This is a genomic window from Rhodohalobacter halophilus, from assembly GCF_001715195.1.
GTDB classification, from domain to species: domain Bacteria; phylum Bacteroidota; class Rhodothermia; order Balneolales; family Balneolaceae; genus Rhodohalobacter; species Rhodohalobacter halophilus.
In genome coordinates this window covers 23,172-39,178 of sequence record NZ_MDWE01000005.1, presented here as the reverse complement: position 1 = coordinate 39,178, position 16,007 = coordinate 23,172, and the positions used below count along the sequence as shown (strand labels likewise).

Genomic DNA, 16,007 nt, shown 5'->3' with positions numbered 1-16,007 from the left:
CATGGCAAAAACGAACAACATACCGGAAAATGACCAAGACCTTCAGCTGAGCCGGGCTTATGAAATGGTTGTGAATGGTCAACTTGAACTATCTCAGATTGACGACCCGCTTTTTAAACTGCTTCAGGAAGCTAAAGTGTATCAGCAAGAAAGTGCCCGGAATATTTCCGTTAGAGACAAGGATGAGGCAAGACAGTCCATTTTTGAACAAATCAATCAGGCAGAACAAAACCAGGTTAACTCGGAAAGAGCCAATATTTATACACTAACACGAAAAAAATGGGTATGGGCAGCCGCTGCAGTATCTTTGATTTTGTTTACATCCATCTTTTTACTCCGTCAAACTTTACAGAATGAACCATCGCTTTTGGCAGAAGCTACTGAAAGCATCACCTCTATTGAATTGCAGGATGGATCAACGGTTACGCTGCGCCCAAACTCTCGGCTATATCAAAATGAAACTGCAGAGGAACAGTTGAGCTATTCACTTTCCGGAGAAGCACTATTCGAAGTGACCCATAATCCGGATCGCAAATTCGTGGTTAAGACTACAGAAGGCCGGGTGCGTGTATTAGGCACCACATTCAACTTGAGCGAAAGAAACAATGAAACGAGTGTTTACCTGATTGAAGGACGTATTGCATTTGAAACTGCGGATCTCAATCAATCCGTCACACTTTTGGCAGGAGAAGCAGCAACCATTCGCGATCTTCAGCTATCCGAACCGTTCAACTTTGAAGAGATGCTGGTTACATCATGGACTCAAAACAGATTGACATTCAGTGATCGGTCTGCCGGGTCTATCGTTAATGAGCTCGAATTTCACTATGGTATCGAAATCGAAATGAACGAATCGGCAAGATCTGAGATTTTAGGTGGATCTATTACACTCGAAAATGTAACCCAAAGTTTACGTGATCTGCAAGTAGTGCTTGACGGAGAATTTATACAAATTGATGAAAACAGATACCGATTCAGAAAACGGTAATTAACTTAAAAAACAGGGCATGAAGGCACCGGGGAGGCGTTTTTTATTTTTGTTAGTGGGTTTATCCCTCACACTCTTATCGGAGTCTCTTCGGGCTGCCGATTTCTCTTTTTCTAACACCCCTCTGAAAAAAGTCATTTCTGAAGTCCGTGAAGAGACCGGCTATTTCTTTCTCTATCGGGAGTCTTTAATTCGGGATATCGATGTTACGCTGAATTCGGATGAAACAGCCATTTTTGATGATTTAAATATCTACCTGGCTGAATTTGGGATATCACTTACAACGGATCACAACAGAAAGCAGGTTTTGATCACTCATCTCACCGATACAGATCGTAGAGAGGTTCAAAATTATGTGATTAGTGGCCAAGTAGTGGATAACCAATCGGGAGAGCGCCTTCCATTTGCAACCATTACCTGGATTGAATCCGGAAAGCGAAAAGGAGTTGCATCGAATCACTCCGGCCAATTTTCTATAGTTACAAAATCATCCGGTGATTCGATAGAATTGAACGTATCATACCTTGGGTTTGAATCGAAATGGGTCCGGCTTCAAACCACTGATTTAAAGCAGTCTGCCGGCATAACTATACGCCTTGAACCTGAACCTGTACAAAGCAACGAAATTGTAATTTCAGGAAATATAGGTTACAATCCTGCCGATACCCTTTCAAACCGGCTTATGGATGCCGCCCGTTTCAGTCCGCTGGGTGAGTCCAATTCAATTCGGGCTCTTCAGTCTCACCCTTCCGTCACGTCCGGCACTGCCATCAACAATGGAATTAATGTCAGGGGCAGTACACCGGACGGATTCATGGTACAGCTCGACGGCCTGAGTGTATTTAACCAAAGCCACCTTTTTGGTCTGCTTGATAGTTTTAATCCTGATGCCATTCAGAATGCCGGTTATTACTATGGAATTTCACCTGCTCAAATCGATACTCCAACCGGCGGCTCTCTTCATCTGATTACGAGAACAGGATCTTTAAACGAAATACGGGGCAGTGCAGGCTTAAGCAATACGGCTATAAACAGTACATTTGAGGGGCCTCTCGGCACAAGAGGTAGCTGGCTGATTTCCGGACGCGCTTCTTTGATGGATCAGCTACCCTGGTTTAACAATTCCAGAATGATCCGTTGGGGACTCGATATTGATCGACCCAAAAAGATTGCAGGAGACTTTCAAGATTTTACAGATCTGGTACTAAATCCCGGTGAGTCGAGCGCTTTCTTCGGTGATATTCATACCAAAATTTATCTTGAAAATCGTGATGCCACGAGGTGGATATTCAGCGGCTACTTTGGCGGTGACTATACCCGGCAAGAAGCAGAACGACGAGCCCGAACTCCGGAGTCTGGAAGCAGCTTCACTTTTCAGCCCGTTCAAACAACCAACGAGTGGGGAAATGTTTCGTTCAGTATTCAGCATGATAAAGAGTTCTCTAATCGTATATTCAGCACATCTCAGGCCGGTTTTAGCTCCTATAGAACAGATTTTAACAAAGAGGATTATGTCTATACCCGCCTGAACACTTCAGATGAAACAGATAACATTTCGGTTTTCACCTATCCGTTCCAAAACAGAAGTACAATGAACGAGTTTAAGGTAAACCAGGAGTTCGAGTATAGCTTCTCGAATTTAAAGACGATTGGCGGAGCCGGTTGGAAATATTACCTGGGCGAGTATAGCGAATTCTCTTTCGACCGCCCCTCCTACTTTCAGAATGTTGGCTCTCACATGGTTCAGGCCTACCTGCAAAACCGATATGAACCTTTTGATTTCATAGAGCTACATGCCGGGCTTCGCTCAACTTACTACACACTGAACAACGAATTCTACTTTTCCCCTCGTGGCAAGGTTGTCATAAAACCGATCGAGAGCTTTCGGTTCACCGGGGGGTACTCGATTAATCAACAGTTTCTGCATCGAATAACGATCGAAAACAGTGCCACTTCAGATGTTTGGATTCTGACGCCGGAAAATCAACAGCCGGCTGAGGCTAAGCAGATTACCGCCGGAATTCAGTTCACCCCTTCAAACCGAGTACTTCTGCAGGTGGAAGCTTATCAAAAAGAGTATAAAAATCTGAGAAGCCACGAATTGAACACACAGTCGCTGGCCAACACATTTTCTCAAACTCCCTGGTTTTATCAAAACAGTGGAAAAGCATCGGGGATTGAATTTCTGCTTCGAAACTACTTTGGGCGCTTAGTTATTTCACAAACCTATACACTTTCTGAGATGACCTTCAGCAATCCATTTTTGTTGGACGGAGAGGACTTTTACGCGGATTGGGATCGTCGACACAGCTATAATGCCATTTTGGAAACAAACCTGTGGCACGGGTTGAACCTATACCTCTCATGGCTGATGATGAGCGGTGCTCCGAATAAATTGAATATTTTTCAGGATGATACAGTAGAGCGCCTGGATTCTTATCAGCGACTGGATGCGACGTTGAGCTATTCTCATCAGTTCCAAAACCAAAACAAGTTTGAAGCCACCCTTTCAGTTTTCAACCTGCTCGATCGGGAGAATGTCTGGTACAGAAACTACGCCTTCTCTTTTGATGAAACTCGGTCTGTGCCAAGACTGACGCCGGTACCGGTCGACGTTTTGGATCTCGGTTTTCAGCCGTCGTTTTCGGTTAAATACACTTTTTAAAGTTTTAAAACCAACCTTTTGAATGGATGATAGATACTCTTCAGGTGTTTCTATCTTTTTATCCAATCATTCTGTTTCCAATCCTTAAACGTAACTTGAGTCAAATCAACACCGGGATCCAGTAAAGTCCTCTCTTCTCCTCCATTCAGTGAGCACTGAATATCTGCGTAAACAGGCTGATCGTCAAATAATCTGCTTAAATAAGATGCATACTGAATAACCATTTGAGGCCTTGCCGATACTTTATCGCGCTGCCAGCTTTCAAGAAACGGCATGCCGTTCACTTCTTGCAGTTCTCCGCTTTCCCGGTTCTCCACGTATAACTGCTCAATGCAACTTTTTGATCTCAGCTTCATGTGCCATGCAAATCTGTGTCCCTCCTCAGTCCAGCTTGGATCACCGGGTATTGTATAATGACGCAACGGCACCGCCACTTGAATGATTATCCACACAGCAACACCTGCAACAATCCAGTTTGATTTACTGATTTTTGGATTATCGAGCTTAAGGTAAGTCTCCTCATCCGGATTGATGTGAAAATCCCAAATAAGAACAACAAATATGAAAGCTGAAATCATAAACGGTACGATACTGATCTACTCATGAAACCAGCTTCCGGCAAGTCCGGCAAAAATAGAGGCTGTAATCCACATCTGTTTCTGAGTAGGAGTAAATTTTGAAAAATAGCTGTAGAGATCTTTTGGCCAGGATGTGGGTAAGTAAATCGTAAGGGCACCGATCATAAACCACGGAAATATCCCGATTGTAAAAATTCGGTCGTTCATCAGATGGAAAAAGATCAGTGCAAGAAAGATCCACGGACGAGTTTTGCGGATCATCAACAGCGGAAAGGCTGCTAAATCGAGGATCAAACCGGAGTAGCTCATCGCAACCGCAGTCTCATAGTGCTCAAAAAGTGAGCCAATAACTGGAAAGTCGGACCTCCTTGGCAGCCACATATCCATCGGTGAACCGGATAGCCAGTCCTGATTCAGTTTTGCAACTCCTCCAAACAGGTAAACAATTCCAATCTGAAACTGAAGGATCCATACGGACCATTTAGGAATCCAGCTGCTCTTTAAATTTGAAAATAGTTTTGAGTCGATTGAATATGATTGATGAGCCGGCAGAAATATCAGCAGAAAGCTGATCAAAACAACAAGATAGAAGTGGTTCAGGTAGCGGGCTTGCTCAAGCAGAAACGTGTACGTAAAGAGCAAAAAAAATATCGTAATACTGATTCTGTATAAAAACCCAATCGTAATAAAGAGAGCGAGCACCCCCATGATGATAAATACCAGAACCATACCGTCTGCAGAGAGTGGACTCACCCAAGAAAAGCCCTCATACGTAAAATTCAATGCGGGTCTGACCCAATAACGCTCTATCCAGCCATAGTCGAAGTATCTGTAAACTTCCCAAAGCATAATGATCCCGAATAGGATTCTGAATGCTGCCAGACTTTCAGCCCGAACCGGTTTGAATAGTTTGTTCTTCATAGATAAATGTAACTATAAAGATGCTGATAAAAGAAAAGCCCTGCGCTATCTGCAACAGGGCTTGTGGGGTATAGGGAATCCTTACAATTGATTAATCATCATCGTCATCATCGTCATCGTCGTCATCGAACTCATCTTCAAACCCTTCGAAAGAGTTCTCAATGGTTTCGTTGATGCGTTCTGTATTTGAGTAGTCTTTTGGATCAAGGTACTCTCCATTTCGGTCTTTGAACCAAGAGTTGACATCTATTGAGATTACCAATGTTGAACTCTCGTTTTCTGTCACCTCAAGGGGTGGATTCAGATCGATATCGATCTCAAAATCTTCTCTGCTTCTAAACGTAAATTCTTCACCATTGAATAAGCCTTTCACTACCAGAGAGTAGCTTCCTGTTTCGTCTCTAAAGTCAGGATCATTGACCTCTACATCGTCATCGTCAGGTTTTTCAATTTCAAGTTCAAATTCATCGTAAAGACCAGCCGGAATCTGTTTTTCCGTAATTACCAACGGCGAACCGTCTAAAGGAAGATTTGCGATGAAATACTCGATTTCAAAATCGAGGGAATCATCCATAACGCTCCCAAGTTCCATCTCTTCTATGAACATTTTCACTTCTGAGATCTCCAAAGTATTTGAATGTTCATTACTACCAGAAAGCATTGCTTTAGCAGCAGCTCCGGTGTTCACCTTCATTTGAACCTGAACGTCGGATGGTCCGTCAGTTGATGATTCGGTTAAATCACAGCCAACAGCTATCACACCGATGACCAGAATTACATTAAATAGTTTAAAAATTGAATTCTTCATGACTTCTATTATTTGGTTATGGGTTGTTCTGTTGATAGTACAGATGAAGGCGGGGTGTTCCCCTAATCAAAAGTCAGATTTTTTTAAAAATCGATACGAAGACCGAGAGAGCGGAAATTTTCGAGCTCAAATGCCACGGCGGGTGTTACTTCGTATGAAATTTTAAATCGGAAACTTCGGTTAGAAATGTAGTAGTTTTGCAAAACCAGTTTTCTTAAATGGATGTCGTACCGGAGTTTAAAAAATGGGTTAATCTCTCCCTCACGCTCAGCTTCAACACCCCCACCCATCCATAGTCTTGAAATAAACGACCTGAATAGATCGACTTGTCCCCAAATGTCCAGTTCATCTCTGCGGAGGTCCTGATCCCAATAAAGGGTCGCGCCATAATAAACCCGGTACGTGGGAGAAAGCGCAAATTCAGTTACTTTAACACCGGATTGAACATTATAATGAGCTGTAATATAGTGGCGATCACGTTGTGGTTCTGCATCCACCACAAAGCCCTGGAATTCGTTAAAAAGATTTGGCAGCCAAAATGAATCTCGGCCCCTGAGCGACTCTACCGCTTCTCCTTTCACAAACATGGGGGAAAGCATGTCACTACTATGAAACCCACCGTGATTTGCCTTGCTGCTGTACCCTGTTTGGTTGTACTGACCCGGCTCTAACAGTGTGATAATATGGCCGGCGGATCGGTTTTGCATAAAGTAAAAGATGTTAACCGGGGCCATTGGGTATTCTGAACTGTGAGTAAGATCCAGCCAGCTTTCAACATCCAGGAATGAGCCATCGTATCCCAAGTCGTCATAACCTAGCAGCTCCGCCCCACTGTAAGAGTACCGGATCTTATTTTCATGTTCTGTAAATAGAATCTCCCCGTCTTTGTGTATCCCCTTCACTGTCACATCATCCCCCCCTGTAAAAAGTAACGGCAATCGCAGTGTGATCAACCAGGTTCTTAGCATGGGTAGCAGCTCTGTCAGGGTCATTCAGATATAGTGTTGGAAAAGAGTATGCCAGTAGATCGTCTCCAACAATTGCCTCCACTTCATTGCCAAGGTCAATCCCCTCACCAAATGTAAGTCCATGATCTGAATAGATAACTACATTTACGTCATCAGGTAATCTTCGAATTAACTTGCCAAACTCGCGGTCAAATACTTGCAGTTGCTTTAAGTAGCGTTCTTCACCATAAAAATGGGCATGAGTATCTGTTTTATACCAAAAAAACTGAATGACATCGTAATCACGCAGATATGTTGGTATGTTTTGCATGGCTGGTCCCGCGAGGTTATCCAGAATCGGGATTCCGTAAATCAGGTTCGTTGTAGCCATTCTCGGCTTGGAAAATGCCATTTGCAGGAAAGTACTAACCATTCCCCTGACGTTGTTCCCATTTTCGTCTGTTTGAATCCAGCCGGCAAGTGCGGCATTATCCGGAGTAACGCCATCTTTTACTGAAGAAATAACCGTGGGTGTTTTACTGGGAAAGTAGGTAACCGTGTTTTTGATAATCCCCTCAACACCAAAGTAGGCGGTCAGATTTGGAAGATTACCTCTCTCTTTCTCATCCAGAAAATGTGGCAGGGAGAGCCCATCCACATGAATTAAAATCAGCTTCTGATCTCTTTCACTCTGTGCAAAAAGATCTGCCGATATTACTTGAAGCAGCAGCACCAAGCTAAAACAGATACTATTTTTAAAGATAATCGTCATTTAGTTACCAATAGAAAAAAAGCCTTCCCCGACTTGAGGAAGGCTTTATAAAAACATTTGGTTTCATTCCGTTGAACTTACCAACGCAACAGATTAACTTTGGTAATATCAACAGAGAGGTTATTTCTGAATATTGCAATGATGATTGCCAATCCAACTACGGCTTCAGCTGCTGCAACAGACAGAGAGAAGAAAACCAGAATTTGTCCGGTTACATCACCGTGAAATGCACTGAATGAAATCAGTGATAAATTTACAGCATTGAGCATCATCTCGATGCACATAAAAACAACAATCGCATTTCTTCGTATTAAAACACCGATCGCACCAATTGTGAAAAGTACAGCGCTTAAGGCCAGATACCAATCAATTCCTATCATTATTCAGAATCTCCTTCTTTTTTAGCTTTGTATTGTGCAATCATCAGAGCACCGACCACTGCAGCTGTAAGCAGAACGGCAGTCATTTCAAATGTGAATAGATAATCTGTATAGAGAACATCCCCCAGGGCTTCAACTGTCCCCGCCTCAACCATATCAGATGAAATTTCCGGAAGTATATCAGTTACTCCTCCAAGACTGTATAAAATCTGAGCAAATATTACACTGCCAAGTAGAAAAGCTAAAAAGTATTTTAGCCTGAACTTGGCGAACAGACTCTCTTCATCATCTACGTTCAGTAACATAATAACAAAGAGAAAGAGTACCATAATGGCTCCGGCGTACACCAAAATCTGAATCAATGCTAAAAACTGAGCATTAAGAAGAAGGTAAATTCCGGATAGTGTAACCAGGTTAATGACAAGCATCAGAGCACTGTTTACAGTACTCTTATTTAAAATCATCCCCAGAGCAGAGGCAATAGCAATTACAGCGAGTAGTACGAATAAATATGTTTCCATTCTGTGCTTTTATTTTTACGGCTTTAAAGGTAGCCAAATTTAAAAATGGCTTCAACCGTATTGCATCACTTTTATCATTTAGATAAAGTAGAAAATTCCGAAGATTCCAAGTCCCCAGCAGTAGTATGCAAAATAGTGGAATTTTTCCTTTTTCAGTAAAATAATTAAATATTTCAGGGCAAAATAACCCGAAAGAAATGAAGTCAGAAAACCGGCAATTAATGAAATGGCTGCTGCAGCTTCAATTCCGTTTTCCATAATTTCCAGCAATTCCAGGAGCATAGCTCCCGCAAGCACCGGCAGCACCATCAAAAAAGAGAAGTTGGCTACACTCTCCCGGTTAATGCCTGAGAAAAGTCCGACAGAAATTGTAGATCCCGACCGGCTAATTCCCGGTAAAATCGCCAAAGACTGAGCAATTCCCATAATAAATCCTTTAACTGCAGTTACTTCTTTTTCAGGTCTGCCAACAAATCTTGTGGAAAAGAGCAGAGTACCGGTAACTAACAGCATTGTTGATACAAAAAATGGGTTTAAAAAAAGTTTCTCAACCGGATCCTTCAATGTAAACCCTACAACCATGACCGGAATCATACTCAATAAGATGATATAGGAAAGTTTCGTGTTTGAATCGGTTACAAATCTTTTCTCGCGAATTCCCTGTGGGGAAAAACTTTTAAAAATATCGGAGATAATAGCGATCAATTTTTTTCTGTAGTAAACGGCAATACTGCAGAATGACCCAAAATGCACCACAATTTCAAAGGTGATTCCCGGCATGATATCATTGCCAAAAAATGCTCTTGCAAGTGCCAGATGACCGGAACTGCTTACCGGTAAAAATTCCGTAATCCCCTGTAGCAGACCTAAAAGAATAGCCTGTAATAAATCCATCTGTTATCAGTTCTTACTTTTTATATAAAATGATATTTTTGAATCAGCCTGAGCAGTGCGGAATGAATGATTTTGCAGCTAATTGTATTTATTCGTTCTTTACAGGCCGTCTCGAGGAACCAAAGATACCAAATTGAACATCAATATTTTAATCGGATTGCAAAATGAATATGGAAGTTGATATGCAAGCACTGGGCGAAAAAATTGAATTCCACAGTGCATTTATTGATGACATTCATCAGGAACTCGAAAAAGTAATTGTTGGGCAAAAGTATATGATCGACCGGTTGCTGATCGGATTACTTGCTGATGGCCATGTTCTGCTTGAAGGGGTGCCCGGACTTGCGAAAACATTGACAGTGTCTTCTCTTGCCAAAGTTATCGACACCAAATTCCAGCGCATACAGTTTACTCCCGATTTACTCCCGGCCGATTTGATCGGTACACTGATCTATAACCAGAAAGAAGCTGAGTTTAAGGTTAAAAAAGGACCTATTTTTTCAAACATTGTGCTTGCTGATGAGATCAACCGTTCACCGGCTAAAGTTCAAAGTGCGCTGCTTGAGGCAATGCAAGAGAAACAGGTTACGATCAGCGAAACTACCTTTCCTTTAGACAAACCGTTTCTCGTTCTGGCAACCCAAAACCCGGTTGAACAGGAAGGAACCTATACACTTCCGGAAGCACAGGTTGATCGATTTATGTTAAAATTAAAAATTGGCTACCCGTCTGAGTCCGAAGAGCTTGAAATCATGAGGCGAATGGCAAAAACGGGAGATAAAGCAGAACTTAAACCTGTTACAAATTCGGAAAATATTCTAGATGCCCGTAAAGTTATCAATGAAATCTATGTTGATGAAAAAGTAGAAAAATATATTGTAGATTTAATTTTTGCGACACGCTATCCCGAAAATTATGAACTCTCCGAGCTGAAAGATCTCATCAGTTTTGGGGCATCTCCACGGGCATCCATCAATCTGAACCTCGCTGCCAGAGCGCACGCCTTTATGGAACACAGAGCCTATGTTACACCGGATGACGTACGAACTATTGCAATGGATGTACTTCGCCACAGGATCATACCAACATTTGAAGCCGAAGCTGAAGATATCACGCCGGAAAATATCATCGAGAAGATACTTATGACCGTTCAGGTCCCATAAAATCTGTTTTAAAAAAAATCCATTTCATGTTTAAGAGCTCATAAATCGTGGGCTCTTTTTAATTCCGGACGTTAACAGAATAGCTTACTGTGTGCGTATAATTTATCTCAGAAAAGCTCGCTTCTCTCCAATCAACCATAATAATATTTTATTTGTCTGATTTTTATATATTGTTGCAGTTCATTATTTGTGTTCGTATAAGTTGTTAGCATCTTGATAGGCAATTTTAAGCTCCAATCTAATCTGCAGATTAAGAGAACTGACAATCTTTAGCTCATTGAATGATTGAGTGTTAGAAAACACTAAAGTTTCTAATACTCATCATGCATTTAATTACATTTTTAAAGTCTCTTAATTCATAATCAAGAATATGAAAGTTCGAATAGTTCCGCGTTCCAAAATTCGTGTATCCAGAAAAAGTAAATCCAAATATGATAAGGTTAAAGAGTCTATGAGTGAGCTCAAGCCAGGCGGTGAAGCTTTACGGGTTAAGTTTTCTGATAAGAAAGAGCTGAACTCTATCCGTAACATTGCCTATGCTTACAACAAAGAGCATGATACTCGGATCAGAAGCAGTTCCAACCCTTCCAATAATGTCATTTTCTTCTACATGGAGAAGTAATTCGGCAACTTTACCGAATAATCATAGAAATTACAGACATAAAAAAAGCTTCTGAATGTTTCCATCCAGAAGCTTTTTTAATTTTCAGGGTTAAACGTAACGAAGAGTTTAGTTCTCTTTGTCGTTCTCCTCTTTCTCTTTCAGCTTTTCAGCCAGCCCGGAAACCTCACCCAGTGTAGGTGTGCCGGTTTCAACATTTTGACTCTTCTTAGGCTGCTTTTTCGCTTTAGATTTAGACTTTTTCACTTCGTCTTCAACCTGTGAGATTTCAATGGTTTTGCTTGGCTCATCGAACTCAATTACAAAACCTTCAACTTTGTCACCATCGCTGAATGCTTCTTTCAGGTCTTCAACAGGCTCAGCAAGCTTATCGCCCGGCAGAAATGCATCTACTCCCAGTGGAAGTTTGATGAACATGCCCTTATCGGTAATCTTGGATACTTCGCCTTCTACTTTGGCGCCAAGTCCGTACTCCTCAGCATATTTCTCCCAAGGGTTGTCTTCTACTTGCTTGTGGCCCAGTGTAATTCGTCTGTTGTCGTAGTCGATGGCCAGAATTACAACTTCCAGCTCTTCGCCCTTGTCAACAATCTCATTTGGATGCTCAACATTCTCTGTCCAACTCAGATCAGAAACGTGAACCAATCCGTCGATTCCCGGCTCAAGCTCGATAAACACACCAAAGTTGGTGAGATTTCGAACAATTCCCTTGTGGGTTGAACCGATTGGGTATCTTTCACCAAGATCTTCCCAAGGATCTTTCTCAAGCTGCTTCACTCCGAGAGAAATTTTCTTCTCATCTTCGTTAATGTTCAGAACAACACATTCAATAATGTCATCTTTCTGAACCAGCTGAGACGGATGCTTGATGTGCTGTGTCCAGCTCATTTCGCTAATGTGGATCAGACCTTCAACGCCTTTCTCCAGCTCAATAAATGCACCGTAATCAGCAATGGATACCACACGACCCTGAACTCTCATTCCCTCAGGATATTTGATGTCAATATCTTCCCAAGGATGCGGCTGCAACTGCTTCAGACCGAGAGAAACTCGCTTGGAGTCTTCGTCAAAGTCGATAACAGCAACGTTCATACGCTGATCGAGTTTCACAATCTCTTCCGGATGCTCCACACGTCCCCATGATAGGTCGGTAATGTGCAACAGACCGTCAACACCACCCAGATCGATAAACACACCGAAATCTGTAATGTTTTTAACGATTCCCTCAAGAACCTGACCGGCTTCGATCGTTTCGAGAATTTCCTGACGCTGATCTTCAAGATCGCTCTCAATAAGTGCTCTGTGAGATACAACAACATTTTCTGCCTGCATGTTGAGCTTCACAACCTGGAACTCCATGGTCTTACCAACATAGGCGTCGAAATCACGAACAGGTCTTACATCAATTTGCGATCCGGGCAGGAATGCGTCGATTCCAAAAATATCGACAACCATACCGCCTTTAATTCTGCGTTGAATGAAACCTTCAATAACTTCTCCGGTTTCGTGTGCTTTTTCAATATTCTCCCAGGCTTGCAGAATGTCTGCTTTCTTTCTGGATAGAATTAATTGACCCTCACGATCTTCAACTCTGTCCAGGAATACTTCTACTTCATCGCCCGGCTGAAGGTTATCAAGTACTTTATCAGAAAATTCGTTAGCAGGTACAATACCTTCAGACTTAAATCCGATATCTACAATTACATATTTCTCATCAACTGAAACGACAATACCGGTAACAATCTCTTTCTCTTCAATTTCACTGAGCGTATTCTCGTACATTCCTGCAAGCTCGTGAAACTCTTCATCCGTATAATCTTCAGATGCGGCCTGCAACTCTTCCAGTGTGTACGTTTTACCGTCTACTTCACCGGTAAAGGTCGGCAGTTCTTCTGCCTTGCCGTTGCTCTCTTCTGCTTTTGTTTCTTCGGCAGTTTCCACCTGTTCTACTTCTTCAGAAGCAGTTTCGATTTCTTCGTTTACGTTTTCGTTTTTTGTTTCTTCTGTCATTATATACCTGTTAAAAGTAAAGCCTCACTTCGACTTTCGAAGCGGGATTAGAGTTTAAATTTTAGTTTAATGTTGTTTTCCCTTTGATGACCTGAATCATTTCTGAAACCTGTTCATCGAATGATTTACCTGTTGTGTCAATTACCACTGCATCGTTTGCCTTTTTAAGCGGATCATTTTCGCGGCTTTGATCTTTTTGATCTCTGGATCGCAAATTTTTCATTACATCTTCGAGCGAAACCGACTGATCCGTTTCTCTCATTTCAAGAAATCGGCGGTTCGCGCGCTCTTCCAGTGATGCATCCATGTAAAACTTAAGGTCTGCATCCGGAAAAACAGCCGTTCCCAAATCTCGGCCATCCGCTATATATGCACCTTCCGTAACAAGATTTCGCATATAACGGTTCACAAATGATCGTGCCTCTTTATAAGATGCAATCTCACTTACGTGATCAGCTACATGTTGTGTACGAATTTGATCTGTAAGATCTTCTCCGTCAGCTTGCACAAAAAACGTCTGATCTCTATACTCAGTTTGTAATTGAACTTTTGGCAAATTTTCAAAGAATTCAGCTTTGTCCGGTTTACCCCCCTTCAACCATAAATATGTAATTGCCCTGTAAAGTGCTCCGGAATCCAGAAATTGAATTCCAAGGCGATTGGCAATGGTTTTGGCTGTTGAGCTTTTTCCGGACCCTGCCGGCCCATCTATGACTATGATCATTTCAGAGACTGGTTAAAATAAATTTTTTAAGTCTAACTATCAATCCATTCTTGTAAGTTGAATGAAGAACCCTTAATTTTGGGAACTGTTTAAGATAATGATGATTTAACCGTAATAACCAATAATTATGCCACAGCATAAATCTGCAATCAAAAGGCTTCGCCAAAGCGAAAAGAGAAAAAAGCATAACAACACTCGCCGTTCTAAAATGAGAACGCTGACTAAGAAGGTGCTGAATGAATCGGATAAAGAGAAAGCACAAGAGTACCTGAATGATGCTGTAAGCTTTATCGACCGTCTTTCCGTAAAAGGAATTATTCACAAAAATAATGCCGCGCGCAAGAAGTCTAAATTGACGAACCACGTCAATAATCTATAAGATAGTTTGACCAAATCTACCCGAAAAGCACTCCTTGTTATACTGGACGGCTTTGGGATTGCTGATAATCCTGAAGTCAGTGCTATCGACAAGGCCGACACTCCATTTTTCGACTCGCTCATAAAAGAACATCCAAATGCCCGCTTGTCGGCCAGCGGCGAGGATGTAGGGCTGCCTGAAGGACAGTTCGGAAACTCAGAAGTGGGCCATTTGAATATCGGCGCAGGACGGATTGTCTGGCAAGAGCTTTCCAGAATTAATAAGTCGATCAGAGAGGGGGATTTTTATAAGAATCCTGTTTTAACTGAAGCGTTTGATAAAGCGAAAGCGACTGGGCGAATTCATTTCATGGGTCTTTTTTCAGATGGAGGTGTTCACAGTCACAACGAACACCTCTACGCTCTCCTTAAAATGGCCAAGAAGTTTAACTTAAATGATGTTTTTGTTCACGCATTTACCGATGGACGAGATACCTCACCTCATGGTGGAGCCGAATATCTGAAGCAGTTTGAAGATAAAGCTTCTGAAATTGGCACCGGGTCCATTGCCTCAGTCATTGGCAGATATTATGCAATGGATCGTGATAACCGCTGGGAACGTACTCAAAAAGCGTACGACCTCCTGGTACACGATAAAGGTGAGAAAGTAGCTTCCGCCGCAAGTGCTTTTGAACAAAGTTATGCCTCAGATGTCACTGATGAATTTATTCTTCCCCACATCATTGAAACTGATACCAACAGCCGGATTCAAAAAGGCGATGTTGTGGTTTTCTACAATATCCGGGGAGACCGGGCGCGGCAAATAACAAAAGCGTTCTTTCAAAAAAAGGAGATTCCATTCAAAACTGAACCGCTGAACCTGCACTACGTAACATTTACTTCGTACGACGAAACATTCGACAATTTTGTACATGTTGCATTTCCACCGGTACGCCTGAAAAATACTTTGGGTGAATATGTTAGTCGTAATGGACTCGATCAGCTGAGAATTGCCGAGACTGAAAAATATCCGCATGTAACATACTTCTTTAATGGCGGTGAAGAGACATCCAACAGCGGAGAAATTCGTGTGATGATTCCAAGCCCAAAGGTGGCAACGTATGACCTTCAACCCGAAATGAGCGCGCAAGCGGTTACCGAAAAACTTTGCGAAGAACTCAGCAAAGAGAAATTTGATCTGGCCATTTTAAATTTTGCCAATCCGGACATGGTTGGCCATACCGGTGATATGGAAGCAACCATTCACGCGGTTGAGATGATCGACCGTAAACTGAAAGAAGTGGTAGAATCTGCCAGGGAGCACAACTACGAAGTGTTGATTATTGCAGATCACGGAAATGCCGACTGTATGGTTCAGCCCGATGGCAGTCCGCACACCTCTCACACAACCGCTCCGGTACCTGTTATTTTAGTCAGTGACTTATTTAACGGATCCTTGAGAAACGGAATCCTGGCCGATGTAGCTCCAACCCTGCTTAAAATGATAGGGCTGGATCAACCGGAAGAGATGACCGGTAAACCGTTGTTCTAAAAAGTCCAATTTTCTCGTTATTTTTATTGAAAGATGTAAAGTGTTTGCATTTCGCAGAACGCCACACTACTTTCGTCAATACAGGCATTGAGTGTGAACTAAAAG

At 42.1% G+C, this 16,007-nt stretch carries 16 protein-coding genes; 6 read left to right on the top strand and 10 right to left on the bottom strand.

Annotation, left to right across the window (positions count from 1 at the left end):
- Position 1: 1 nt before the first annotated feature.
- Together BG260_RS01985 and BG260_RS01980 are read left to right on the top strand one after the other, a co-directional pair.
- Positions 2 to 988, top strand: a complete 987-nt coding sequence (locus BG260_RS01985; RefSeq protein WP_069130266.1) for a FecR family protein — start codon at positions 2 to 4, stop codon at positions 986 to 988.
- A 19-nt stretch (positions 989 to 1,007) separates the two neighbouring features.
- The gene (locus BG260_RS01980; RefSeq protein ID WP_069130265.1) at positions 1,008 to 3,653 is read left to right on the top strand and encodes a TonB-dependent receptor; all 2,646 of its coding nucleotides are present in this window, start codon (positions 1,008 to 1,010) and stop codon (positions 3,651 to 3,653) included.
- 50 nt (positions 3,654 to 3,703) lie between these two features.
- On the opposite strand, the gene BG260_RS01975 is transcribed toward BG260_RS01980, so the two are convergent.
- From BG260_RS01975 to BG260_RS01940, 8 genes are all read right to left on the bottom strand, one after another.
- Positions 3,704 to 4,231, bottom strand: coding sequence for an HTTM domain-containing protein (locus BG260_RS01975; RefSeq protein WP_069130264.1), 528 nt, complete (start codon positions 4,229 to 4,231; stop codon positions 3,704 to 3,706).
- An 18-nt stretch (positions 4,232 to 4,249) separates the two neighbouring features.
- A complete protein-coding gene (locus tag BG260_RS01970; protein WP_083750042.1) occupies positions 4,250 to 5,152 on the bottom strand; it encodes an HTTM domain-containing protein in 903 nt (300 codons plus the stop codon).
- Between the two features lie 91 nt (positions 5,153 to 5,243).
- Complete coding sequence (locus BG260_RS01965; protein ID WP_069130262.1) at positions 5,244 to 5,960, bottom strand: hypothetical protein; 717 nt, start codon at positions 5,958 to 5,960, stop codon at positions 5,244 to 5,246.
- Between the two features lie 83 nt (positions 5,961 to 6,043).
- Positions 6,044 to 6,952 (bottom strand): hypothetical protein, encoded by a 909-nt coding sequence (locus BG260_RS01960; RefSeq protein ID WP_141691498.1) that lies wholly within the window; start codon positions 6,950 to 6,952, stop codon positions 6,044 to 6,046.
- Positions 6,870 to 7,679 (bottom strand): alkaline phosphatase family protein, encoded by an 810-nt coding sequence (locus BG260_RS01955; protein WP_083750041.1) that lies wholly within the window; start codon positions 7,677 to 7,679, stop codon positions 6,870 to 6,872. The genes BG260_RS01960 and BG260_RS01955 overlap by 83 nt, the downstream gene beginning before the upstream one ends.
- Positions 7,680 to 7,756: 77 nt before the next feature.
- Positions 7,757 to 8,059, bottom strand: a complete 303-nt coding sequence (gene nuoK / locus BG260_RS01950) for an NADH-quinone oxidoreductase subunit NuoK (RefSeq protein WP_069130259.1) — start codon at positions 8,057 to 8,059, stop codon at positions 7,757 to 7,759.
- A complete protein-coding gene (locus BG260_RS01945; RefSeq protein WP_069130258.1) occupies positions 8,059 to 8,580 on the bottom strand; it encodes an NADH-quinone oxidoreductase subunit J family protein in 522 nt (173 codons plus the stop codon). The genes nuoK and BG260_RS01945 overlap by 1 nt, the downstream gene beginning before the upstream one ends.
- 78 nt (positions 8,581 to 8,658) lie before the next feature.
- Positions 8,659 to 9,474, bottom strand: a complete 816-nt coding sequence (locus BG260_RS01940; RefSeq protein WP_069130257.1) for an undecaprenyl-diphosphate phosphatase — start codon at positions 9,472 to 9,474, stop codon at positions 8,659 to 8,661.
- Between the two features lie 170 nt (positions 9,475 to 9,644).
- Here BG260_RS01940 and BG260_RS01935 point away from each other — a divergent pair, with 170 nt between their 5' ends.
- Together BG260_RS01935 and BG260_RS01930 are read left to right on the top strand one after the other, a co-directional pair.
- Complete coding sequence (locus BG260_RS01935) at positions 9,645 to 10,637, top strand: AAA family ATPase (RefSeq protein WP_069130361.1); 993 nt, start codon at positions 9,645 to 9,647, stop codon at positions 10,635 to 10,637.
- A gap of 370 nt (positions 10,638 to 11,007) precedes the next feature.
- Complete coding sequence (locus tag BG260_RS01930; protein ID WP_069130256.1) at positions 11,008 to 11,259, top strand: hypothetical protein; 252 nt, start codon at positions 11,008 to 11,010, stop codon at positions 11,257 to 11,259.
- 108 nt (positions 11,260 to 11,367) lie between these two features.
- Here BG260_RS01930 and rpsA read toward each other — a convergent pair whose 3' ends face one another.
- Complete coding sequence (gene rpsA, locus BG260_RS01925; protein ID WP_069130255.1) at positions 11,368 to 13,269, bottom strand: 30S ribosomal protein S1; 1,902 nt, start codon at positions 13,267 to 13,269, stop codon at positions 11,368 to 11,370.
- Between the two features lie 61 nt (positions 13,270 to 13,330).
- Positions 13,331 to 13,993: a (d)CMP kinase gene (gene cmk / locus BG260_RS01920; protein WP_069130254.1), complete on the bottom strand. Its 663-nt coding sequence runs from the start codon at positions 13,991 to 13,993 to the stop codon at positions 13,331 to 13,333.
- 127 nt (positions 13,994 to 14,120) lie between these two features.
- Here cmk and rpsT point away from each other — a divergent pair, with 127 nt between their 5' ends.
- Positions 14,121 to 14,372, top strand: coding sequence for a 30S ribosomal protein S20 (gene rpsT / locus BG260_RS01915; protein WP_069130253.1), 252 nt, complete (start codon positions 14,121 to 14,123; stop codon positions 14,370 to 14,372).
- Between the two features lie 6 nt (positions 14,373 to 14,378).
- The gene (gene gpmI, locus BG260_RS01910; protein ID WP_069130252.1) at positions 14,379 to 15,902 is read left to right on the top strand and encodes a 2,3-bisphosphoglycerate-independent phosphoglycerate mutase; all 1,524 of its coding nucleotides are present in this window, start codon (positions 14,379 to 14,381) and stop codon (positions 15,900 to 15,902) included.
- Positions 15,903 to 16,007 lie beyond the last annotated feature (105 nt).